A 23765-nucleotide genomic window follows, 5' to 3' on the forward strand; every position below is an offset into this window, starting at 1 on the left:
AGATGACAGAAAAACAGCAAGAACCGATTATTCAGGCCAAGCAATCTCGGAGCCGCGCGACCCAAAATAAACTTTTGAGCGCGCTCCACCGGTGTTTGCAACGTAAGGTGTTTGAGCAAATAAGTATTAAAGAAATAGCCGACGAAGCGGGGGTGTCTGTGGGCACCTTTTATCGTCGCTTCAAAGACAAAGAGTCTTTGCTGCCTATTTTGTACAAAGCCTTTGGCGAAGATCTATCAAATTGGTTGGAAGAGATCGAAAGTTGTCGCCACTCGGATCTACTCTCGGCACTATCAGAGGTGTCTCATCAAACCCTTAACTTTTTACAGCGACACAAAAGTGTTTTCAGGACCTTGCATCTTAATGCAAGGTTGCAGCCTGATTTGCTCGACCAGAACACATTGCTTAATCGTAAGGAGGTTTATAGCCGCCTTGCTGCTGTGCTGCAGCGCCACAAAGCTGACATGCATGTATCCAATCCTATTGAGGCAACGCAATTAGTGATTTTTATGTTGGTCAGTGCGCTACTTGAGAAAGTGGTATACCCAAATCTAACACCAGCGGTTGCCTCAGAATTAGATGCACAGGACACGTCTGAACAACTTGTTAAAATGTTTTACCTCTACCTACAGGCACCTTCTTAAATACTGAGTTTTTGTTTCAGTTGATTAATCACCGCTCGTCATATTTTTGTCTAAAAACTGCAACTTAATTGCCATAAAACTGTCAACGCGCTGTCATCCCTTGTGTTCACTATTCTCCGCGAATGTATGACTAGAGAAACCTACTAAGGGAAAAAAATGAGAATAAATAAACGCCTAAGCCTATTGACGTTAGCCATAGCGATGCCACTCACTTTATCAGGGTGTTTCGATGATGGGGACGATGGTGCAACCGGTCCTGCAGGTGCAGATGGCGCTGCGGGCTTGACAAGTTTGGTAAGACAAACAACATTATTTTCTGGCAGTGCTCAATGTTTTGCAGGAGGAACGCTCGTCGCCTCTGGTGTTGACAATAACGCCGATGGTACTTTGGCGGACGATGAGGTAACCCAATCGAACGCTATTTGTGCGCCTACGCAAATCAATGAAGACCGGAACTTTAATCGAATTGCTTCTTTTCTAGTGTGTTCTCAAATCGATACGAACTGTAATGATGATACTGAAACCGCAGCGGAAATTGTTGCCGCCAACTCTGATGGTACAGTGCTAATTTACTCAGATAGTCCTAACGATCAAATAGGTTTCGTTAACATCAATGATCCTGCCAACCCTATGGCGATGGGGATTTTGGCCCTCCCCGGAGAACCGACTTCTGTTGCTGTACAGGGGAACTATGCGTTAGTAGGAGTGAATTCTTCTACCGATTTTGTCAACGTTGCCGGAAGTTTAGAAATCGTTGATATTGCTACACAAGCAATCGTAGCAAGTATCGATTTAGGTGGTCAACCAGATTCTGTTGCGGTAAGTCCAGACGGTACATACGCCGTTGCAGTCATTGAAAACGAGCGTGATGAAGATTTAGGTGACGGCGTTCCACCGCAAGTGCCAGCAGGGTTAATTCAAATTATTTCGCTTACTGGAGAGCCTGACACTTGGGCGGCGACACCCTTACAATTGACGGGGTTGGCCGATCTTTATGCAGAGGATCCAGAGCCGGAATATGTTGATATCAATGTAGACAATATTGCCGTCGTAACATTGCAGGAAAACAACCACATTGTATTGGTTGATTTGTCAGACGGTTCAATCGTCAATGACTTTTCTGCAGGTGCAGTGGATTTAACTCAGGTCGATGGTAGCGAAGAAGGTGCATTAATCTCCCAAACTGAATCTTTAGACGGTGTATTAAGAGAGCCTGATGGAGTGACTTGGTTATCCACTAAGTATTTTGCAACGGCTGATGAAGGCGATTTGGACGGCGGTTCAAGAGGTTTCACCATCTTCAACACCCAAGGTGAAGTGGTCTATTCGTCAGGTAATTTTATGGATCACCACACTGCCAGATTGGGACACTATCCTGATGAACGCTCGGGCAACAAAGGAAATGAGCCTGAAAATGCTGAATATGGAGTATATGGCAACCAGCGCTACTTGTTTGTCAATTCAGAACGTTCAAGTTTAGTGTTCGTCTATGACGTTGCTGATTTTACCAAACCCGCATTTAAACAAGCACTTCCTGCCGGAGCAGCGCCAGAGGGTGCACTAGCCATTCCGTCACGTAATTTACTGGTAGTTGCCAGTGAAGAAGACAACCGAGGCGATAAAATCCGCTCTGTGTTGAATATCTATAGTTACACCCAAAGCGAAGCTCAGTATCCAACGCTGTTGTCAGCCGACAGAAATGACGGTACACCGATCCCCTATGCGGCATTGTCTGGTTTGGCAGCCGACAACAACGATGAAAATATTATTTATTCCATCGAAGACAGTTTTTACTTGAGCAATCGTATTTTCAAAATTGATGTTGAACAATCACCCGCAACATTGATCGAAGAAATTACTATCGTTGATAGCAATGATGTATTTGCAGGGTTTGCTGCTAGCGCGCTGGCGGATGCGACTGTTGATGCAGATGATGCGACACGTGTTGGTGTATTTGACGAAGCAGACCTCGCCGCCATGATCAATGATGATAAAACGATCAACATTGACCCTGAGGGTATTGCACAGGCCAGTGATGGTGGTTTTTGGGTTGCTTCTGAAGGCTCTGGTACCGTGGGAGATGCTGACCGCCCAATTAACAGTTTAAACTTCATCTTTAAAACAGATGCCCAAGGGGTGATTGAATCTGTTGTCACCTTGCCCGATGCAGTGAACGCGCAGCAAATTAGATTTGGATTTGAAGGGATCGCTGAATATGACGGTAAGGCTTATGTAGCGTTCCAACGAGTTTGGGCAGGTGACGACAATGTACGGATCGGTATTTACGATGTTGCAAATGCCTCATGGTCATTCTTGTTTTATCCGTTGGATGCTGTTGAATCACAAAATGGTGGTTGGGTAGGTTTATCCGATATCACCTCAATTGGCGAAGGGAAATTCTGGGTGCTTGAGCGAGACAATCAAGGTGGCCCCGATGCTGCAATCAAACGTATTTACGAAATTGATACGTCCACAGCCAGTGATGGTGATCTATTAACAAAGACGTTAGTTAGGGATTTGATGGCTGATCTTGCTGGGCCAAATGGTTTGATAGCGGAAAAAGTCGAAGGGTTGGCCCGTACAATTGACGGTGAAACCTATATTGTTAACGACAACGATGGTGTAGACGACAATAGCGGTGAAATTCAACTTTTGAAATTGGGAAATATTGAATAAATACAAGTGGTTAACTAAATTAAGCCTGGCATTGGGCCAGGCTTAATGGGTTCTATAACAAATTAATCTGTAAACAAACACAGATAAATTAGGTTTTACGCGCGATTTTGCATATAATCCGCGCGAAAATTTTTTAGTTAACTCAATTTATGTAATCGGAGACCTGTAAATGGCCTTAGAACGTACTTTTTCAATTATCAAACCAGACGCTGTAGCAAAAAATGTTATCGGTGCGATCTATAATCGTTTCGAGTCTGCGGGTCTACGCATCGTTGCGTCAAAAATGGTTCACCTTAGCAAAGAACAGGCTGAAGGTTTTTATGCTGAGCACAGCGAGCGTCCTTTCTTTAGTGCTTTGGTATCTTTCATGACTTCTGGTCCTGTTATGGTTCAAGTGCTTGAAGGTGAAAATGCTGTATTGCGCAATCGCGAAATCATGGGCGCAACTAACCCAGCAGAAGCACTAGCTGGTACACTTCGTGCCGACTACGCAGCTTCAATTGACGAGAACGCTGTTCACGGTTCAGACGCTCCAGAATCTGCAGCACGTGAAATCGCTTACTTCTTCTCAGACGAAGAAATCTGCCCACGCACACGCTAAGCAGTAAAAGTTCCAAGGAAGGGGAGCGTCAGCTCCCCTTTTGTCGTAGTAAAGGGCGCCTAAAAACTGTACAATTCGGCGCATTGCAAATAGAGGTCTTATCAAGTTATGTCAGCTGTCGGTCAAACTGTGAAAACCAATTTATTGGATTTTAATCGCCAAGGATTGCGTGAGTTTTTCAAATCTATCGATGAAAAACCTTTTCGTGCTGATCAGTTGATGAAATGGATTTATCAACAGGGTGAATCTGACTTTGAAAAAATGACCAACTTGAACAAAACCTTGCGCGCAAAGTTGCAAGAAAAGTGCGAAATCCGCGCGCCTGAAATTGCTGTTCAACAACAAGCTAGCGACGGCACCATTAAGTTTGCCCTTCGACTAGAAGGTGGTCAAGAAGTCGAAACCGTGTGGATCCCAGAAGCCGATAGGGCCACCTTGTGTGTATCATCACAGGTTGGTTGTGCGTTGGAATGTACGTTTTGCTCAACGGCCCAGCAGGGTTTTAACCGAAACTTGACCGTGGGCGAAATTATTGGACAAGTCTGGCGCGTTGCCACAACGATTGGACTATCTAAAGATACCGCTAAACGACCCATCACCAATGTAGTGATGATGGGCATGGGTGAACCACTGCTTAATTTAAAGAATGTTGTCCCGGCAATGGACATCATGCTGGATGATTTTGGTTTTGGCTTGTCTAAGCGTCGCGTAACACTCAGTACCTCAGGTGTTGTTCCTGCACTGGATAAGCTCGGCGATATGATTGATGTAGCCTTAGCTATTTCGTTGCACGCACCGACCGATGATTTGCGTGATGAAATTGTGCCGGTCAATAAAAAATATCCGATTGAAGAATTCCTTGCAGGTGTTCGTCGTTATCTGAGTAAGTCTAATGCCAATCAGGGCAGGGTGACCGTTGAGTATGTGATGCTTAACGGTATCAACGACAGCACAGACCAAGCGCATCAATTAGCCAAGGTACTAAAAGATACACCAAGTAAAATCAACTTGATCCCGTTTAATCCTTACCCTGGTTCACCATATACTTGTTCGAGTAATTCGCGTATCGATCGATTTGCAAAAGTGCTTATGGAGTATGGTTTCACCACTGTCGTTAGAAAAACCCGTGGTGATGATATTGACGCTGCTTGCGGACAATTAGTGGGCGATGTCGTAGACAGAACCAAAAGAATGCTCAAAAAACAGCTAAAAGGCGAACAAATTTCAGTAAAAATGGCGAACTAGTTGGAATCAAGACTAACAAGCAGTTAGCATAAACCTAGAGGATGTTTACCAAGTGAGTTTTATGCGCAGTTTATTAATCGTCACAGTGTTATTGCTTAGTGCATGTGTCAGCGAACCTTTACCCGACGGATTTAAAGGAAGCGATGATTTTGACCAAATTGCAGCAGCAAAAAACCGAATTTCATTGGGCCTGACTTACCTGCAAAATGGAAACTATAGCCAAGCCAAATTTAATTTGGATAAAGCCCTTCAATTTGCCCCACGTCTAGCCGATGCGCACTACAGCATTGCATTTTATTACCAACAAGTGGGTGAAATTGAACGGGCGGATGAATCTTACCAGCGTGCACTGGATTTTGAACCAAGAAACGCCGATATCGCCAATTCTTATGGAGCGTTCTTGTGTCAGAACGGCCAGTATGACAATGCCAAAAAATACTTTTTAAAAGCGGTAAATAGTAATAACTATATTTCGTCTGCCGAAACCTATGAAAATTTGGCGCTGTGTAGCCAGAGCCAGGGGCAAATTGACGATGCTCTTACCTATGTTCAAAACGCCCTAAATCATCAGCCTTCTCGCGCCAAGAGTCTGTTATTGCTGGTCGAGTTACAGATGCAAAAGCAACAATGGCAACAAGCTAAAGACAATTTAAGACGCTATGAAAAACTGGCGAGAGTAACGCCTGAAACACTATGGTTGGCCATTACATTAGAGCGGGAGCTGAACAATATAGAATTGGCAAAAGGTTACGGTGACATGCTGATACGCATGTATCCGTCCCATCCCCGTACGATTGAATATGTAAAAAGCCGCGACCAATTCACTAAAGTCGATGAGTCTGGGAAAATACTTAGACAGCTAAAACCCAGTGCATCCATTGCCACTGCATCATCTTTGACGCCAGAAAAGCAGACTCCAACACCTGAGCCTATCCCTACATCACAGGTGGTGTCAGAAAAAGCGCCAGCGCAATCCGTAACTGAACCTGAGCTACCTGCGCAATCAGCTGTTGAAACAGCAAGAACAGAACAACCCGTTACTGAATCGGATTCGCCCGCAGGTGTTAGGCAAGGAATTCAAAGTGCCCAAGCTGAGGTTGAACAAAAAGTGGCAGAGGCTAAAGATGTTGTGGATTCCGCTGCAAGCAATGACCGAAAAATAGACGATCCTGTTGAGCAATCAGTAGAAAAAGTGGCGGATCAACGTCAAGCCGAACAATCTTTGCAACGCAACGAAAACGAACTATCAGAAGCTGCAACGTCTGCGGAAGCGGTTGCACAGGCGTCGAGTGTTCCCCAGTATCATACAGTATTAAAAGGCGAAAATTTGTATCGCATATCCCTAAAGTATAACGTCAAAATGAAAAGTCTAATGGAGTGGAATGATCTACAAGAAGGTCAGGCGATATTTGTTGGAATGGAATTATTAGTTACAGAACCTAAGTCGGTAGAGCAGTAATGTCGGACGAACTACAAGAAACACAAACAGATACTCAGGGCCCTGGCGCAATATTGAAAGCGGCCAGAGAAAGGCTAGGTTTATCTGCTGCAGATATTGCGACTAAGCTTCATTTGAAGCTGGTAAATATCGAAGCGATTGAAGCAGACAATTATGACGCCAATATTTCGGTAACCTTTACCAAAGGTTATCTTAAGCTCTACGCCAAACAGGTTAATGTTACGGAACAAACCGTGCTTGATGCATTTGCATCGCTGCATGTCGAGGAGAAAGAGCCTGCTAAATTGCAGAGCTTCTCTAAACGTGTCGCCAAACAGGCCAATGATGATCGACTTATGTTACTGACCTACTTAATTGTCGCGGTACTAGCAGCTATGGTGGTTATCTGGTGGTTTCAGCAAAGTGGCTCTGACAACGAAACCGCAATAAATCGTGTTCAGACAGCTGAAGAAGGCGGATTGATTGTGCCAGAACAGCAAGTCGAAGCAGAACTTGCACCAACCTCAGACGATTTGATTGTAAGTGCCCAGCGAGAAGCCGAGGCGCTCAATCAACAGGGTGAACTTGAACCACCTGTAACACAGGCCACATCAGCAGATACCAGCCTTTTAAATGCGAATGAATCAGCACTTGATACAGAAACGAATCTTGAAGAAGTTGAGGCAGCATTGCCGCTAACTGTCGTTGAACGTGAACAAGGCCAAACCATTGAATTGGTGTTTGAATTTGCTGACAATTGCTGGATGAACCTAACAGACTCAACAGGCGAAGCCATTGCCTACGGCGTGAAAAAAGCAGGCCGTGTAATGACAGTTTCTGGTGTGGCACCCTTTGAAGTCACGCTGGGTGCTCCCCAAGTTGTGCAAATCAGTTATGACGGTGTCGCGGTTGACATGTCGGGTTTTGCAGCTGGCCAAACAGCCAAATTTTCCTTGCCGTTTGGGCAATAGCCTAGGTGATTAATTATGTTTTCTGAAACTCCTATAAAACGACGCAAATCAACACGCATCAATGTTGGCAGTGTGCCCATCGGTGATGGTGCGCCGATTGCTGTGCAGTCTATGACCAACACCAATACAACGGACGTGGCGGCTACCGTCGCGCAAATTAACCGTATTGTTGGAGTGGGCGGCGAAATAGTGCGTGTGTCTGTGCCCACTATGGATGCTGCAGAAGCCTTTAAGCAGATCCGCCAGCAAGTCGAGGTTCCCCTCATTGCGGATATTCACTTTGATTATCGAATAGCACTTAAGGTCGCCGAATACGGTGTGGATTGTTTGCGTATCAATCCTGGCAACATTGGCAGCATGGAGCGCGTCAGAGCCGTAGTGGATTGTGCCAAAGATAAAAATATACCTATTCGCATCGGTGTTAACGGTGGCTCTCTGGAAAAAGAATTACAGGAAAAATATGGCGAACCAACGCCAGAAGCTTTGGTTGAATCGGCGATGCGCCACGTCGATATTCTAGATAAGTTAAATTTCGATCAATTTAAAGTCAGTGTGAAAGCGTCAGATGTATTCCTCGCTGTTGGGGCATATCGCGAACTTGCCAAACAGATTGACCAACCACTGCATCTTGGGATCACCGAAGCCGGTGGTTTTCGTTCAGGCGCAGTGAAAAGTGCAGTTGGCTTGGGAATGTTATTGGCTGAAGGGATCGGCGATACGATTCGAATTTCTTTAGCAGCCGATCCCGTCGAAGAGATTAAGGTGGGTTTTGACATCCTTAAATCGCTGCGCATCCGCTCCAGAGGTATCAATTTCATTGCTTGCCCAAGTTGTTCAAGGCAAGAGTTTGATGTAATTGGCACAGTCAATGCTCTAGAGCAGAGAGTAGAGGATATTCTTACACCAATGGACGTTTCTATCATTGGTTGCGTGGTTAACGGGCCAGGTGAAGCGGAAGTTTCCGATCTTGGATTAACCGGTGCTCGCAATATGAGCGGATTCTATTTGGACGGTAAGCGGCAAAAAGAAAGGCTGTCTAACGACGACTTAGTTGACCAGTTGGAAAAACGAATTCGTGCCAAAGCTTCGCAGTTAGACGAAAACCGTAAAATAGACGTAAAACAAGTCGGATAAAGTATCATTCAAGCCTTGTAACAAGCCCTGCAAAGCCCCTATAATACGGGGCTTTTTCGCGCAATGATGCGCTTCATCAAATCGTAGAGAATACAAATAAGTGAGTAAACAGATCCAAGCCATTCGCGGTATGAATGATTGCCTACCCGCAGATTCAGGGATTTGGCAGTGGGTGGAGAACAAACTTCGCCAGGTTGTTGCCAGTTACGGCTATGAAGAATTGCGTACCCCAATCGTTGAAAGTACTGATTTGTTTAAACGTTCGATCGGTGAAGTGACCGATATCGTCGAAAAAGAAATGTACACTTTTGCCGATCGCAACGGAGACAGTTTGACCTTGCGCCCTGAGAACACAGCAAGTTGTGTGAGAGCGGGCAACGAACACGGTTTAATTTATAATCAGCAGCAGCGAATTTGGTACATGGGGCCAATGTTTCGACATGAACGGCCGCAAAAAGGGCGTTATCGACAATTTCACCAATTTGGCATTGAGACCTTTGGGATCAATGGACCAGATGTCGATGCAGAAGTGATCATGTTGAGTGCGCGGTTATGGAAAGAATTCGGCATCAGTGAACATGTCACTTTAGAATTGAATTCCTTAGGCTCTAATCAAGCCAGAGCGATCTATCGCGACGCGTTAGTCGCTTATCTAACAGAACGAAAAGATCAGCTTGACGAAGACAGTATTCGTCGACTGGAGAGTAACCCTCTGCGTGTGCTGGATAGTAAAAATCCTGAGGTCCAAGCAGCTATTCACGATGCACCCAAGCTTATCGATTATTTAGATGATGAATCTAAACAGCACTTTGAAGCCTTGTGTCAAAAACTCGATGCGTTGGGTATTCAATATCGAATCAATCCCAAGTTGGTGCGCGGTCTGGATTATTATAACCGCACAGTGTTTGAGTGGGTGACGGATAGCCTGGGCGCTCAAGGAACAGTCTGTGCTGGTGGCCGCTATGATGGCCTAGTTGAGCAACTTGGTGGTAAAGCAAGTCCTGCAGTTGGTTTTGCAATGGGTATTGAGAGACTGGTACTGATGCTGCAAACCCTGGATTTAACCGATGAAGTGCCTAAACCTGTCGATGTTTATGTCACCGCATTAGGCGAATCAACGGAACTTTACTCAATGAAATTGTCTGAGGAACTGAGAGATTCAATAGAAGGGTTGCGAGTGCTGATGCATTGTGGCGGTGGCAACCTTAAAAAACAAATGAAACGTGCGGATAAAAGTACCGCATCCTTGGCATTGGTATTGGGCGAAAGCGAAATGCAAGCCCAACAGGTTGTCGTAAAATATTTACGCGACGACATGCCGCAAGAACAGATTAACCGGTCAGATTTAGTGGCCTTCTTGAATAGTTACTTTAAAGATTAACGACACGCGTGTGAATAGCGTATGCAGTACGAGGAATGTTAGATGGACGAATTTGCAACAGAAGAACAACAGGTAGAAGCGATAAAGCGATTTTGGCGTGAGAATGGCCTTGCTATCGCAGTCGGTGTTGTTTTGGGGATTGGCGGTTTGTATGGCTGGCGCTATTACAATGATACTCAAATTGCGGAAAAAGAAGCTGCGTCAACGGCTTACGAAACGGTGGTGACAACACTTAGTGCTGAAAATACTGCCCAAGCAGAAGCCTTTGTTGACAACAATCAAGACGGTTATTCTGTATTAACAGCATTGCAGTTGGCGAAGTTTGCTGTTGATAAAAACGATCTGGAAAGTGCCGAGAAACACCTTCGCCATGTTGCCACTCACGCTAGTGATGCCTCGTTTAAAAGTATTGCGAATATTCGTATTGCACGAATTCAAACAGCAAAGGGCGAGCATGACGCGGCACTCGCAACGCTGGCTCTTGTTACGCTAGAGTCTTTTGTTGCGCAAGTTGAAGACATCAAAGGTGATATTTACACCAGCTTAGGCCAATTCGAACAGGCAAAAACTGCGTATACCGAATCTTTACAAGCAGATGGTGACAACCGTTTAGTGCAAATGAAGCTGGATAACCTAGCGGTTGCTGCCAATGGTTAAGCAATGGCACCCGCTTAGATGGGTTAAAGCTATCACCTTAAGTGGCGCGCTGGTCTTGGGTGGATGTTCCACCATTTCAGGGTGGTTCACCGACGACGAAGAATTAGAAATTCGTCGTTTAGATCCCATTGAGTCGCAATTTGAAGCACAGAAGCTTTGGTCGCAACACCTTTCTGGCGGCGTTGATTTTTATTATTCGCGTTTGCGTCCAGCAGTGGCTTACGACAAAGTTTATGCAGCAAGTCGGCAAGGCATTGTGGCAGCGTTTGAGCAACAATCAGGTAAGCAGGTCTGGGAACGTGACTTTGCCATCTACCAAAATGATGGCTGGTTCAGCTTCGTAGGTAATTTGTGGTCTGATGGTGTTTCCGCGAAGATTTCTGGTGGCGTCACAGTAATATACGAAAGCGTGTTTTTTGGTACCGAAGATGGTGAAGTGATAGCACTTGATGCCAATACCGGTGAGACCAAGTGGCGTTCGTCTGTGCGCGGAGAAGTCATCGCAGCGCCGGCCGTTGATGAAAATGTTGTAGTAGTTAATACGAGCTCGGGACTGATGTTTGCCCTTGACTCAAGTACCGGTGAAGAGCTTTGGAGCTATGAATCTGACGTGCCTCCATTGAGTTTGCGTGGGATCTCAGCTCCAATTGCGGCCAATGGTGGCGCTATCGTCGGTACTGCAACGGGTAAACTTGTTGTCAATGTTCTTGGCACTGGGCAAACAGCCTGGGAGCAAACCATTGCAGCGCCTTCGGGAGCCACAGAGCTTGAGCGGATCGTTGATATCGACAGCAAGCCCTTAATCGTCGGTCCCAACATTTATGTGATTTCATTTGATGGTACTTTGGCATCAGTCGAGTTGCGCACCGGACGGGTGATTTGGAAGCGCGAGTATAGTTCCTACCGACGTGTGAATGTCGATGGAAACACGTTATTTGTGACCGATGTTAATAGCAATATTTATGCAATTGATCGTCGCAATGGTGTCGAGCTTTGGAGCCAAAATAGCCTGAAAAAACGTAATCTTACTTCACCTGAGCCGGTTGGTAATCATATCGTTGTTGGCGATAAATTTGGCTACTTGCATTGGCTAAATAAGTCAGACGGTGCAATAGTGTCACGCTATGATTTAGGCGGCGATGATGAAGACGAAGGTATATTCGCAGCGCCTTTGGCGATTGGTACTACCTTGTACACCCAGACACGTGAAGGCGAATTGGTGGCGATTGAGGTTCCAGTCCTCTAATTAGTCCAACCGCAAAAATTCGATCTGATAGTCGAATATCTAGCTATAGTTATAACGGCTCAAGTCTCATCTGTGGGACTTGAGCCGTGATTGTTTTGAATGGAAGAGAATTATGTTACCGGTAGTAGCCCTGGTTGGCCGTCCCAACGTTGGTAAATCAACACTTTTTAACCGCCTGACAAACAGCCGTGATGCGCTGGTTGCTGATTACCCTGGACTCACTCGGGACCGTAAGTACGGCCAAGCGAAATACGATAGATTGCAATTTATCGTTGTTGATACCGGCGGAATAAGCGGAGACGAACAGGGCATTGATGCAGAAATGGCTGAGCAGTCTCTGCTAGCAATTGACGAGGCTGATGTTGTCTTATTTTTAGTTGACGCTCGCGCTGGCCTGACCCCCGGCGACATTGGTATCGCCAACTACCTGAGAAAATCTGAAAAGAAAGTATATCTTGTTGCCAACAAAGTTGATGGCATTGATGGCGACAGTGAAACCGCTGAATTCTTTTCAGTGGGATTGGGTGATATTTCACAAATTGCAGCGACCCATGGACGCGGTGTTACGCAGCTTCTAGAAAAAACCTTACATCCTCTGGCGGAAGATTTCCCCGACATGCACGTGGTTGAAAAAACACGTAATGACGATGACGACGACGCCCAGGCACAATTAGACAAGCTACTCAACTTACCAATAAAATTGGCGATTGTCGGAAAACCTAACGTGGGCAAATCGACCTTGACTAATCGAATATTGGGCGAGGAGAGAGTGGTTGTATTTGATATGCCAGGCACCACCCGAGACAGTATTTTTATCCCGATGGAGCGCGATGAACGGGAATATATCCTGATTGATACGGCTGGTGTTCGCAAGCGCAAGAAAGTGTCGGATACCGTTGAGAAGTTTTCAATCATCAAAACACTGCAGGCAATCGAAGAAGCAAACGTAGTGCTGCTATGTATTGATGCAAGAGAAGGGATAACCGATCAGGATCTCAGTTTGTTGGGCTTCGTCTTAAATGCAGGACGTTCTTTAGTTATCGCTGTGAATAAATGGGACGGATTGGATAAAGACGTCAAAGAAGACATCAAACGAGAGCTTGATCGTAGATTAGGATTTGTCGACTTCGCCCGAATTCACTTTATCTCAGCGTTACACGGCACCGGTGTTGGTCACCTTTTCGAATCAGTCCAAGAAGCTTATGCTTCTGCAACCAAACGCATCAATACCTCGATGCTGACGCGTATTATGGAGATGGCTCAGGAAGACCATCAGCCGCCAATGGTGCGTGGACGTCGGGTGAAGATGAAATATGCCCATGCCGGTGGATACAATCCTCCCGTTGTGGTCATTCATGGTAACCAGGTTGAAGATTTACCCGATGCCTACAAACGTTACATGATGAATTATTACCGTAAATCTCTGCAAACCATGGGTACACCCATTCGTATTGAATTTAAAGAAGGTGCTAACCCATTTGAGGGTAAGACCAATAAGCTGACGCTTTCGCAAGAACGTAAGCGCAAGCGATTAATGTCTCACCATAAAAAAAGATGACCTGATATTGACGCCTGCGTTAGAAAGGTTGGCGTCTATGTCATCATCAAGGTCAACTCAGGATCAGAGAAGTTGGCCAAATTTGGCAGTGATGCTGCGATTTGCGCGTCAGTTAATCCAAACCATCGTCCCAATGGTGCAGCGAGCTGTTCCACGGCAACGGATGGGATAAGACGGCCGCTTCCTGCGTCAGCGCTGTGACCCAGTGTAGGTGGCGGCACAGAGCCCAATATTTGTTTACCGTTCACCGCACCACCTACTGCAAAGTGGTGCGATCCCCATCCGTGATCTGTTCCGTCTCCATTGACCGCTAATGTTCGACCAAAATCAGAAGCACTAAACAAGGTTACATTGTCTGTTAACCCCATTTCCTCCATGGCTCGGAAAAATGCGCCCACGCCTCCATCGATTTGAGCCTGTAACGATGGTAAATCTTGAGCTTGATCGGAATGAGTGTCAAAACCGCCAATGCCGACAAAAAAGATTTGACGATTAACATTCAATTCATTGCGAATAGAGATGGTTTTCGCCACGGCTTGTAACTGCGAGCCCATAGGGCTCATCGGAAATACCGTTTGCAACGTCATCGCATTTTCGCTGGCCTGATTGTATTGAAGATTGGATTGATAGGCTTTTGAAAACACATTCGCAACGTCTTTTTTCAGAACCCCAGTATGGTCACTTGCTCGGGGTTGAAAGTGGGCGCGAAGTTGTTGATAAATTTGTTGTTCGATCGAGCCATCTTCGGCGTTAGACAATTCCTGCAAAAGTGCAATTTGTGCTGCACCTTCGGTGCTAATTTGATAAGGCTGGGCAATTTGGCCAGTAAGAAATAATTCATTCCCACTGCCTGTGATCGTGCTGAACTGGGCAGCAGATTGCGGGTTGCTGGCTAACGCTGCATCGGCAAAAAGCCCGCCCCATCCATATTGCGCGCCTTCAGGGGCGCTTGATTGCCATGTTGCCTGCTGATCATTGTGGGAGAACAATCTGGCCGGTAATCGAGCACTTTGATTTTCAAACGCTAACTTATTTGTTGGTTCTATTAAAGGTCCCACATTGCCAATAATGGTAGCGTTGCCCTGTTCAAAAAGTTGATGTAATTCAGGCATTTCGGGTGGCAGTGCGAATTGTCTGCCACCAAACATCGCCTCATTAATTGGCGACAACGGTAACAGATTTTCGCGCAATCTGTTGCTTCCTTGAGCACTAATAAGTGATTGTCTCAAGGTAGAAAATTGTAAATAAGACCCTTGGTCGTAGGGTAAAAGCATGTCGTGAGTATCCATACCACCTAAGAAGAATACACAGACCAAGGCCTTATAATCCTCCGCAGGCATTGCATAACTATTAAACGCGTTCAGTGTTGAAAGGGTAGTGCCCATGCTAGCAACTGCAACGGAAGAAGCGCTTAATCCCTGAATAAATCTTCTACGAGTAATGGTCATGGAGCACCTCTATTGTTGAACTAAATAATCTGGGGAAGACATCACCATCAACGTCGCGACAATGATACGAAAGGTTAGGCCATCGAATTCTTCGCTTTGTTCTTCTGGGATCAGTGTTAAGGCATCGATGATAGCGTTTTGAGTAGTTGTACTTAAGGTGTTGAAGGTCAGCAATAAATTAAGATGATCAACTAGCGCCTGAGGGTTATTTGCCAGAGCGAGTTCTCGCGAATAATCAACTAGAAAACTTCGATTGGCCTGACTAAAATCGATATTGATATTTTCTTCAAGAAACTCCTGACGTAGTTGTGAAAATTCGAAATCTGCAGGACCTTGGCCAATAAAATAGCTCATAAAATTAATGTAACCCGGTGTGCTGGTTGCATTCATGATCTGTAGCTCGGGTGCTGTGACGTTCTGCACACCGCTTTGGGTGCCTGGCGCAATGTAACCAGGTCGATAAAAGTTAAATACTGATTTCGAACGAAACGGGTGTTGTGCCAGCGCCAGTTGACCGCTTGTGTCCCACAAAATTGGACTAAGTTCAGGTGCAATCAATGCTAAATCAAATGCGCGGGCCCAATTGGTAAAGCGCAGAATTGGTTCGCGAATTTTACCAACAAAATTGACCTCGTCATCAGGATTTCTAGCCTCTTGGTCAAACAAAATTGCTGCTAAAGTCGCCGCTAGATCGCCTTTTCGGCCATCGCCTACAAGCGTTGCATCGGGGAGTTCAAATTGGCCCGATTCAAATGCATGGCTAACCCTAGCAACATAGGGATCAGAGGGGTTGCTGCTGACAAAACGCTGGATTAATTGTCGGCTAATGAACGGGGCAACAGATGGTAACGACATAATATGGTCTAGTGCCAAGGTAATACTTTCTCTGGCCGGTGTATTAGCTGGAATTGTCAGGCCTAAAAATGACTTTTCCTCGGTTGAATGAAAAGACTCGATGATCTGCATAGGCTGTACCATTGCGCTGGCAAGCTGATCTTCAAAACCCTCTTCTTCAGGTACTCTGGAGACATTAAATTCAAGCCCAGTAAAGACTTTCGCTAACCCGGTAATATCCTCATTGGTGAACAGTTCAATAGGGTTGCCTTCAATATCGGTTTTAACGGTTCCATCGGCATTGATTTCAAGTAAACCTATAGTAAATAATTGCAATATTTCGCGAGCATAATTTTCATCTGGCATACGCCCAGTCAACGGATCGGCTCGGCGATTACCACGATAAGTAAGGTAATAACCCATTGCCGGTGAGTAGGTGATTTCTTCTATCAAGTCGCGATAATTTCCCAAAGCGTTGCGCGACAATATGTCCATGTAGTAACCCATCCCTTGGGGTTGGTCGTTGAGTAAATCGCTGCCAAAACTGGAAACAACGATCAATTGGGACAAAGCAAACGCCATGCGTTGGCGAAGCTGATCCTCTGCTAAGACAGCATCTCGCCAAAAAATAAAGGTTGGCGCAGATGCGTCAAATGGGTTGAGAAACTCGGCATTATTTAATTCAATAAAGTCTTGGATCCTGGGTATCGCAGGATTAACAGGTTGTGCTAACTGGTTCACAAACCACTGAGAGGCAGAGGTGTCGGTTAACTGCTCAATTTGCGTCAACGATGGTCCAAAGGTCGCCTGAGTTAAAAAGCGTGCGGTTTTGCTTTGATCGGCAAAGGCATTGTTTTGCTCAATCGGATCCGGAGGAGGCGGCGCAGTGGTTGGGGGAGGTGTTGGTTGGGTAGGTACAGGAGAAGTGCTATCACTGCTTCCCCCTCCACATCCGCAAAGAACTAATGTCATTGCTAGCAGTAAATGAGTAAAAACAGATTGATTAAGTTTGGGTTGCATAAACTTGCTCTCTTTTTCACGATACAACTTCACTATAGTCCGAATTGCATGTCAAAAAAGCGCTGACAAGATTACAAATATGTATACATCGACGGAAACTGAAAAAAGATAGTTAAAACAAATAGATATGAAGGTGGTAGGGTTATGATGTTAGTTTACAGAAATGTAAATATCGAAAACTGTTCCCGATTGTTGAGTGAGTAACACGATTTGCGCGTCATGCAAATTGCAGATGGACTTGACCAAGCTTAATCCAAGACCATTTCCTTGTTTGCTGCGGCTTTGATCAACGCGATAAAAGCGTTCGAAAATCCGATCTCTATGCTGCTCAGGAATTCCAGGACCATCATCGCCGATTTGCAATACTGCGCCGTGTTGGTTCAATTGCAGTCTTATCCATGCTTCAGCACCTTGATGGCTGTGTTCGATGATGTTTTCCAACAGATTAATGATCAATTGGGCAAACAAGTCCTGGTCGCCATTAATTTTAATGTTTGGCAATATAGAAATATCCAATGATTTCCCTACGTCAGCAAATACAGGCTCGTAGCTTTCTGCAATATCTAGCGCTAACGTCGAAAGATTAAATTGTGCGAAATCAGTTTTGCGCTTTCCCGCCTCGATTTCACCCAATCGCAGTAGGGCTGAAAACGTAGTGAGTATTTTGTTGACACTTCGCCGTGCTGCATCAGCATGTTTTTCTACTTTGTCTGGTGAGTCGGTGTCTTGTTTTATCATTTGTAATCGCGCATCTAATTGTGTCAGCGGCGTTTTTAGGTCGTGAGCAATACCCACAGAAACACTTTCGATATTACGTTGAAGATCTTGCAAATTGTCTAACATGTCATTGATTGAAGAGGACAAACGGTCAAATTCATCAGATTTTTTGCTGATGGTCAAACGTTGCTCAAATTCCCCTTGCCCCACCGCCTCAGCGGTATTGGAAATCGTCTGCAAACGTTTGAACACCTTTCTGCTGACAAAATAGCCAGTGACGATGGCAAGCGGGAACGCAATGACCAATAGAAAGAACGTACTAATTCGTCTTAGTTGCTTTATACCATCGTAACCTTGGGCGCGAATTTTACCAAGGATCAGGTGATCACCTAATTCAGACGTGGCTTTGTGGACAACTAATTGACGTGTATGTCCATCAATATCTATTGGCAATAATGACCAACCTGATGTCGCTTTTAGGGAAGGGTAGCCACCGATTATGGTGCCTGATGCCAGTTGGATTTGATAAATCAACTCTCCCTTTTTGAGACGAGACTGGTATTTGTCCTCTGACATAAAAAAAGGCCCTCCGTCCGCGAGTTCCCTGGCAATGGCTTGCGCACCCTGTTGCTTATACAATTCTTCAATCCAAGCCTGTTCGGCGAGGATTTGATCTTTTTGGCGTTGCTCTTCAGTATTTAGTGCCAGAGCACCCAATAGCCAAATGATGAACAACATGACTAAAACGAAAGACGCTGAGGAAACAATGATCAGTTTGAAAACGGCTGAACGGAAAACGCTAGTTGAGGGCGTTGATGACATAACCCTCTCCTCGATGTGTGGTGATCATATCTTGCTCAAAAGGCTTGTCCAACCTATTACGAAGTCTGCTCACGTGGGTTTGTACTAAACTGGTTTTAGGGTCAAACTTGTAACCCCAAACATGTTCAAGCAACATTTTTCGGGTCACAATTTGTCCCGCATGCTGCATCAAGTACTCGAGTATTTTGTATTCTCTTGGCAGTAAATCGATGGTTTGGCCGCCACGGGTGACATCTTGAGTGGTGCGATCCAGGACTAAATCCCCCACACGAAGAACGTTGCTTGCGTTATCCATTTGCCTACGTCTGAGCTGTGCGAGAACTCGGGCATATAGCTCTTCAAAAGCGAATGGTTTGACGACATAGTCGTCGGCACCAGCATTTAAACCCTCGACCCGGTCGTTGATACCAGACATAGCCGTTAACATAATAATGGGAACATCCAGCCCCGCTTTGCGTATCCTGGCTACCGCTGTCATTCCGTCTAATTCTGGGAGCATGCGATCAAAAACCAAAATATCATAGTTTCCATTTATCGCTTGCTCGTAGCCAACATCGCCGCGGGTAGTATGCATTACTTCATGGCCTTCCTTAATGAAACCATGTTGAATGAATGCAGCGGTTTCCTCGTTGTCTTCAACTAATAAAATCTTCATTTGATAACCATAATCGGTTTTTGTGCAAAAGCACAAGAAGACTTAGCCAAGATTACAGGATTGTATATTTTTGCTGCCTGGATAGGTCTAATTGACCACAGGTTAATTATTGGGATTGATTGAATTGAACTTTGCTGTTTACCTGCCCATCATGCAGTTGTGTTGTAATTACATCTCCATCTTTGAGGTCGCTGACACTCTTTATAATGTTTTTTTCTTTGTAAGTGATGCTGTAACCTCTGGCAAGCGTAGATAAAGGGCTTACGGTTTCCAATAGCTCGCTGGCTTTGGCAAGTTGGTACTGCTTGTTTTGTAGAAGATTTTGTAGATTTTTGCCAAGTTGTACAGACAAGTTTTGTTGTTGCTGTTGTTGTCGTTGGATCAATTGCTCTGGATTCTTTTGCACTAATCGGCGTTGCAGATTATCAAAGCGTTTCTGTTGCGCTGCAAGTGTTCGTTCAAACGAAGCAGAAATATGAAGCCTCAAGCCGTTGATAATTTGGAGTTGTTGTTTGATCTTAATTTCAGGGTGCGTTTGAACGAGCTTGTGATCAATAATTTGCAAAGCATGTTGGTGTATTTGCAAACGAGTTTGCATCGCCTGATTGAGCATTTTTTCCAAGCCATCAATCATCTGCATGAGTTCTTGTTTATCTGTACTCACCAATTCAGCAGCCGCTGAAGGGGTAGGGGCACGGACATCGGCGACAAAATCACAGATGGTGACGTCCACTTCATGACCGACAGCACTGACCGTAGGAATAGGGCAGTGATATAGTTTTCGCGCTAAGGTTTCATCATTAAAGCACCAGAGATCTTCAAGTGATCCTCCTCCGCGCCCGACAATGAGCACATCGACTTCTCTACGAGCAATCGCTTTATCGATGGCTTTAACAATTTGTGATGCGGCCGTATCGCCTTGCACTTGAGACGGATATACAATTACTGACGTGTTGGGACTACGCCGATTTAAAACAGTTAAAATGTCGTGAAGTGCAGCACCTGTCGCTGACGTCACCACACCAACGGTCTTGATCGTGCTCGGTAAAGACAGTTTGTGATCGGTAGAAAACAACCCTTCTGCCGCCAATTTGATTTTAAGTTGTTCAAACTGTTGTTTAAGCTGTCCTTCGCCCTCGGGTTCCATAAAATCGACGACCAACTGATAATCACCACGGGCTTCGTATATTCCTACTGTCGCGCGGACTAAAATTTTATCGCCTTCCTTTGGACGCATCTTTATTCGCATGTTGGCACCGCGAAACATTGCAGCTTTAATTTGTGCCCGGCTGTCTTTCAGTGTGAAATACCAATGTCCAGAACTTGCTGCAACGAAATTAGAAATTTCTGCAGAGAGCCATATTTGTCCAATTTCTGATTCTAAAACAGAACGCGCCATACGGTTCAATTGGCTGACAGAAAAGATGTTTTTTGATGTACTCGACTGACTAAACATGAATGCCTTAAAACTTTTGAAAATTTACAACAAATTCAGTTTACCTGAATAGGCAAAACGGCTACAATTGCGCCGCAACTAAAGCCCGCTAACTATAGGTGTTGTTGCATGTTGAGGATTGCTAAAGAAGCCCTGACCTTTGATGATGTTTTATTGGTCCCAGGACACTCCACTGTGTTACCTCACACTGCCGATCTGCGCACCAGATTGACTCGCAGTGTATCACTAAATATCCCATTAATCTCCGCCGCTATGGACACCGTTTCCGAAGCTCGTCTCGCTATCGCGTTGGCGCAAGAAGGCGGTATGGGATTCATTCATAAAAATATGACCATCGAAGATCAGGCCAATCATGTTCGTGCTGTTAAAAAGTATGAAAGCGGTGTGGTTTCCGATCCGGTTACGGTCAGCGCTAATGCCACCATCGGTGAAATCAACGCTTTAGCCACTCACCATGGTTTCTCTGGCTTTCCGGTTGTTGACGACGATAAAAACCTGATTGGGATCGTCACCGGCCGCGATTTACGTTTTGAAAATAAACTTGATCAGCCGGTTTCTAGTGTCATGACGCCAAAAGAGCGTTTGGTAACTGTTCCTGAAGGCGCAGCGTCTGATGAAGTGTTATCCCTGATGCATGAACATCGCGTTGAAAAAATTCTGGTTGTTGATGATGCCTTTAAACTCAAAGGTATGATCACAGTTAAAGACTTTCAAAAAGCGGAAAGTAAGCCTAATGCATGTAAAGACGAATTAGGTCGTCTACGCGTAGGTGCTGCTGTTGGCGTTGGGTTGGGTACTGAAGAACGGATCGCCGCCTTAGTTGAAGCCGGTGTAGATGTATTGCTGATTGATACCTCTCACGGCCACTCTCAAGGGGTTATTGAGCGAGTTTCGCAAACGCGCAAACAATTTCCAGATATTCAGATTATTGCCGGTAATGTCGCAACAGCAGAAGGTGCCTTAGCACTAGCTGATGCTGGCGTTGATGCGGTTAAAGTGGGGATCGGCCCAGGTTCTATTTGTACAACTCGTATCGTAACGGGCTGTGGTGTGCCTCAAATTACTGCAATTGCCGATGCTGTAGAAGCGTTAAAAGATCGTGATATTCCAGTGATTGCTGATGGCGGTATTCGCTTTTCTGGCGACATCGCTAAGGCGCTGGTCGCCGGTGCAAGTTGTGTCATGGTTGGTAGTATGTTGGCTGGAACCGAGGAAGCGCCAGGTGAAGTTGAACTATATCAGGGACGCTATTACAAGTCTTATCGCGGAATGGGCTCTTTGGGGGCTATGAACCAAAGCCATGGCTCTTCGGATCGCTATTTCCAAGACAGTAAAAGCGAAGAAAAATTGGTTCCAGAAGGTATTGAAGGGCGAGTGGCGTATAAAGGTCCGATTTCCAATATTATCCATCAGCAGATGGGCGGATTACGCTCTGCCATGGGCTTGACCGGATCGGCCACCATAGAAGTGTTACGTACCAAGCCGCAATTTGTCAAAGTGACTGCAGCAGGGATGGGTGAATCTCACGTGCACGACGTGAGCATTACCAAAGAAGCACCTAATTACCGTTTAGGTTAATCTTTAGCGAATATCGATACAGGCGTTGGTGAATTCACCAACGTCTTTTTATTTTTCTTACGATGAGAACAGCAATGACCACGAATATCCACGAGCAACGGATCCTTATCTTAGATTTTGGTTCACAGTACACACAACTAATTGCCAGACGTGTGAGAGAAATAGGTGTTTATTGTGAGCTTTGGGCTTGGGATGTCAGCGAAGAGCAAATTCGTGAATTTAATCCCAATGGGATTATATTATCCGGTGGTCCTGAATCGGTTACCGAAGATAATTCTCCGCGTGCACCTCAATATGTATTTGATGCGGGCGTGCCAGTGTTAGGCATCTGCTACGGCATGCAAACCATGGCAGAACAGCTCGGTGGAAGTGTTTTAGGGTCGGACAAACGTGAATTTGGTTACGCCCAGGTAGAAGTTATCGACGACATGCCATTATTGGCAAATATAGAAGATCACATTGGCGACAATGGCAACGGTTTGTTGGATGTTTGGATGAGTCATGGTGACAAAGTTCGCGAAATTCCACCTGGGTTTGTTACCTCGGCGCAAACACCCAGTTGTCCTCATGCTGCCATGTATGATGCATCAAGACACTTTTATGGTGTGCAGTTCCATCCAGAGGTAACACACACTCGTCAGGGCCTAAGAATTTTATCCCATTTTGTGATGGACATTTGTGGATGCGAAAAATTATGGACAGCGGCGAATATCATTGAAGACGCGGTTGAGCGGATCAAGCAGCAGGTTGGAGATGATGAAGTCATTCTTGGGCTATCCGGTGGTGTTGATTCATCCGTCACTGCTATGTTGTTACATCGTGCAATCGGTAAAAACCTAACCTGTGTGTTTGTTGACAATGGTCTGCTTAGGCTAAACGAAGGCCAACAGGTTATGGATATGTTTGGTGACCATTTTGGACTTAATATTATCAAAATAGAAGCTGAACAGCGTTTCCTTGCTGCGTTAAAAGGCGAGCATGATCCAGAAGCCAAGCGTAAGATTATTGGTCACGAATTTGTTGCGGTGTTTGATGAAGAATCTAAAAAGTTAAGCAATGCAAAATGGTTAGCCCAAGGGACAATTTATCCCGATGTGATTGAATCGGCTGGCTCTGCGACAGGCAAAGCACATGTCATTAAATCTCACCACAATGTAGGTGGGCTGCCGGATGACATGGAAATGGGACTTGTTGAACCTCTTCGCGAATTATTTAAAGATGAAGTGCGTAAGATTGGTCTGGAATTGGGCTTACCTTACGATATGCTTTATCGCCACCCATTTCCGGGACCAGGACTTGGCGTGCGCGTTTTGGGCGAGATCAAAAAAGAATATTGTGATTTGTTACGTCGCGCTGATGCCATTTTTATCGAAGAATTACATAACGCCGAGCTTTATCACAAAGTTAGCCAGGCATTCACCGTATTTTTGCCCGTTCGTTCAGTTGGGGTAATGGGAGATGCACGTAAATACGACTGGGTTGTTTCCTTACGAGCTGTCGAAACTATTGATTTTATGACTGCCCATTGGGCCCATCTTCCATACGACTTCTTAGGCAAAGTCTCGAATCGAATCATCAATGAAATCGATGGAATATCCAGAGTTGTCTATGATATATCTGGCAAGCCGCCAGCTACTATTGAGTGGGAGTAGGGATAGACACGACTAGGGCAAGCCATGTCGCT

At 45.3% G+C, this 23765-nt stretch carries 18 protein-coding genes; 13 read left to right on the top strand and 5 right to left on the bottom strand.

Annotated features, from left to right (window positions below; all coding sequences use genetic code 11):
- Nucleotides 1-2 precede the first annotated feature (2 nt).
- The 11 genes from FM019_RS13425 to der all read left to right on the top strand — a co-directional run bounded on the left by FM019_RS13425 (nt 3) and on the right by der (nt 13551).
- On the top strand, nt 3-644 hold the full coding sequence (locus tag FM019_RS13425; RefSeq protein ID WP_143836449.1) for a TetR/AcrR family transcriptional regulator: 642 nt from the start codon (nt 3-5) through the stop codon (nt 642-644).
- A 156-nt stretch (nt 645-800) separates the two neighbouring features.
- Nucleotides 801-3320, top strand: a complete 2520-nt coding sequence (locus FM019_RS13430; protein ID WP_143836450.1) for an esterase-like activity of phytase family protein — start codon at nt 801-803, stop codon at nt 3318-3320.
- Between the two features lie 169 nt (nt 3321-3489).
- On the top strand, nt 3490-3921 hold the full coding sequence (gene ndk, locus FM019_RS13435; protein WP_143836451.1) for a nucleoside-diphosphate kinase: 432 nt from the start codon (nt 3490-3492) through the stop codon (nt 3919-3921).
- A 108-nt stretch (nt 3922-4029) separates the two neighbouring features.
- On the top strand, nt 4030-5166 hold the full coding sequence (locus tag FM019_RS13440) for a bifunctional tRNA (adenosine(37)-C2)-methyltransferase TrmG/ribosomal RNA large subunit methyltransferase RlmN (protein ID WP_143836452.1): 1137 nt from the start codon (nt 4030-4032) through the stop codon (nt 5164-5166).
- Nucleotides 5167-5227: 61 nt separating this feature from the next.
- A complete protein-coding gene (gene pilW / locus FM019_RS13445) occupies nt 5228-6625 on the top strand; it encodes a type IV pilus biogenesis/stability protein PilW (RefSeq protein ID WP_143836453.1) in 1398 nt (465 codons plus the stop codon).
- On the top strand, nt 6625-7575 hold the full coding sequence (locus FM019_RS13450; RefSeq protein WP_143836454.1) for a RodZ domain-containing protein: 951 nt from the start codon (nt 6625-6627) through the stop codon (nt 7573-7575). The genes pilW and FM019_RS13450 overlap by 1 nt, the downstream gene beginning before the upstream one ends.
- Before the next feature lie 15 nt (nt 7576-7590).
- Nucleotides 7591-8709 carry a flavodoxin-dependent (E)-4-hydroxy-3-methylbut-2-enyl-diphosphate synthase gene (gene ispG / locus FM019_RS13455; protein ID WP_143836455.1) on the top strand — a complete coding sequence of 373 codons (1119 nt, stop codon included), beginning with the start codon at nt 7591-7593 and terminating at the stop codon, nt 8707-8709.
- Nucleotides 8710-8809: 100 nt separating this feature from the next.
- Nucleotides 8810-10090 (top strand): histidine--tRNA ligase, encoded by a 1281-nt coding sequence (gene hisS / locus FM019_RS13460; RefSeq protein ID WP_143836456.1) that lies wholly within the window; start codon nt 8810-8812, stop codon nt 10088-10090.
- Nucleotides 10091-10132: 42 nt separating this feature from the next.
- Nucleotides 10133-10747, top strand: coding sequence for a YfgM family protein (locus FM019_RS13465; protein WP_143836457.1), 615 nt, complete (start codon nt 10133-10135; stop codon nt 10745-10747).
- The gene (gene bamB / locus FM019_RS13470; RefSeq protein ID WP_143836458.1) at nt 10740-11993 is read left to right on the top strand and encodes an outer membrane protein assembly factor BamB; all 1254 of its coding nucleotides are present in this window, start codon (nt 10740-10742) and stop codon (nt 11991-11993) included. Before FM019_RS13465 ends, bamB begins: the two co-directional genes overlap by 8 nt.
- A 112-nt stretch (nt 11994-12105) precedes the next feature.
- Complete coding sequence (gene der, locus FM019_RS13475) at nt 12106-13551, top strand: ribosome biogenesis GTPase Der (protein ID WP_143836459.1); 1446 nt, start codon at nt 12106-12108, stop codon at nt 13549-13551.
- Between the two features lie 35 nt (nt 13552-13586).
- On the opposite strand, the gene FM019_RS13480 is transcribed toward der, so the two are convergent.
- The 5 genes from FM019_RS13480 to xseA all read right to left on the bottom strand — a co-directional run bounded on the left by FM019_RS13480 (nt 13587) and on the right by xseA (nt 20503).
- On the bottom strand, nt 13587-14999 hold the full coding sequence (locus FM019_RS13480) for a DUF1501 domain-containing protein (protein WP_143836460.1): 1413 nt from the start codon (nt 14997-14999) through the stop codon (nt 13587-13589).
- A gap of 9 nt (nt 15000-15008) precedes the next feature.
- Entirely contained in the window at nt 15009-16853 is a 1845-nt protein-coding gene (locus tag FM019_RS13485; RefSeq protein WP_143836461.1) for a DUF1800 family protein, read from the bottom strand.
- Between the two features lie 150 nt (nt 16854-17003).
- On the bottom strand, nt 17004-18392 hold the full coding sequence (locus FM019_RS13490) for a sensor histidine kinase (RefSeq protein ID WP_143836462.1): 1389 nt from the start codon (nt 18390-18392) through the stop codon (nt 17004-17006).
- Nucleotides 18370-19047: a response regulator transcription factor gene (locus FM019_RS13495; RefSeq protein WP_143836463.1), complete on the bottom strand. Its 678-nt coding sequence runs from the start codon at nt 19045-19047 to the stop codon at nt 18370-18372. Before FM019_RS13495 ends, FM019_RS13490 begins: the two co-directional genes overlap by 23 nt.
- 106 nt (nt 19048-19153) lie before the next feature.
- A complete protein-coding gene (gene xseA, locus FM019_RS13500) occupies nt 19154-20503 on the bottom strand; it encodes an exodeoxyribonuclease VII large subunit (RefSeq protein ID WP_143836464.1) in 1350 nt (449 codons plus the stop codon).
- A gap of 108 nt (nt 20504-20611) precedes the next feature.
- Here xseA and guaB point away from each other — a divergent pair, with 108 nt between their 5' ends.
- Nucleotides 20612-22081 (top strand): IMP dehydrogenase, encoded by a 1470-nt coding sequence (gene guaB, locus FM019_RS13505; protein WP_143836465.1) that lies wholly within the window; start codon nt 20612-20614, stop codon nt 22079-22081.
- Between the two features lie 74 nt (nt 22082-22155).
- Nucleotides 22156-23733 (top strand): glutamine-hydrolyzing GMP synthase, encoded by a 1578-nt coding sequence (guaA, locus tag FM019_RS13510; protein WP_143836466.1) that lies wholly within the window; start codon nt 22156-22158, stop codon nt 23731-23733.
- Nucleotides 23734-23765: the final 32 nt, after the last annotated feature.

This window comes from Aliiglaciecola sp. M165, assembly GCF_007197995.1.
GTDB lineage: Bacteria > Pseudomonadota > Gammaproteobacteria > Enterobacterales > Alteromonadaceae > Aliiglaciecola.

What these genes read in the sequence shown, in the direction of transcription:
- FM019_RS13425 (WP_143836449.1), top strand. Translation starts at nt 3, where the DNA reads ATGACAGAAAAACAGCAAGAACCGATTATTCAGGCCAAGCAATCTCGG.
- FM019_RS13430 (WP_143836450.1), top strand. Translation starts at nt 801, where the DNA reads ATGAGAATAAATAAACGCCTAAGCCTATTGACGTTAGCCATAGCGATG.
- ndk (WP_143836451.1), top strand. Translation starts at nt 3,490, where the DNA reads ATGGCCTTAGAACGTACTTTTTCAATTATCAAACCAGACGCTGTAGCA.
- FM019_RS13440 (WP_143836452.1), top strand. Translation starts at nt 4,030, where the DNA reads ATGTCAGCTGTCGGTCAAACTGTGAAAACCAATTTATTGGATTTTAAT.
- pilW (WP_143836453.1), top strand. Translation starts at nt 5,228, where the DNA reads ATGCGCAGTTTATTAATCGTCACAGTGTTATTGCTTAGTGCATGTGTC.
- FM019_RS13450 (WP_143836454.1), top strand. Translation starts at nt 6,625, where the DNA reads ATGTCGGACGAACTACAAGAAACACAAACAGATACTCAGGGCCCTGGC.
- ispG (WP_143836455.1), top strand. Translation starts at nt 7,591, where the DNA reads ATGTTTTCTGAAACTCCTATAAAACGACGCAAATCAACACGCATCAAT.
- FM019_RS13465 (WP_143836457.1), top strand. Translation starts at nt 10,133, where the DNA reads ATGGACGAATTTGCAACAGAAGAACAACAGGTAGAAGCGATAAAGCGA.
- bamB (WP_143836458.1), top strand. Translation starts at nt 10,740, where the DNA reads ATGGTTAAGCAATGGCACCCGCTTAGATGGGTTAAAGCTATCACCTTA.
- der (WP_143836459.1), top strand. Translation starts at nt 12,106, where the DNA reads ATGTTACCGGTAGTAGCCCTGGTTGGCCGTCCCAACGTTGGTAAATCA.
- FM019_RS13480 (WP_143836460.1), bottom strand. Translation starts at nt 14,999, where the DNA reads ATGACCATTACTCGTAGAAGATTTATTCAGGGATTAAGCGCTTCTTCC.
- FM019_RS13485 (WP_143836461.1), bottom strand. Translation starts at nt 16,853, where the DNA reads ATGCAACCCAAACTTAATCAATCTGTTTTTACTCATTTACTGCTAGCA.
- FM019_RS13490 (WP_143836462.1), bottom strand. Translation starts at nt 18,392, where the DNA reads ATGTCATCAACGCCCTCAACTAGCGTTTTCCGTTCAGCCGTTTTCAAA.
- FM019_RS13495 (WP_143836463.1), bottom strand. Translation starts at nt 19,047, where the DNA reads ATGAAGATTTTATTAGTTGAAGACAACGAGGAAACCGCTGCATTCATT.
- xseA (WP_143836464.1), bottom strand. Translation starts at nt 20,503, where the DNA reads ATGTTTAGTCAGTCGAGTACATCAAAAAACATCTTTTCTGTCAGCCAA.
- guaB (WP_143836465.1), top strand. Translation starts at nt 20,612, where the DNA reads ATGTTGAGGATTGCTAAAGAAGCCCTGACCTTTGATGATGTTTTATTG.
- guaA (WP_143836466.1), top strand. Translation starts at nt 22,156, where the DNA reads ATGACCACGAATATCCACGAGCAACGGATCCTTATCTTAGATTTTGGT.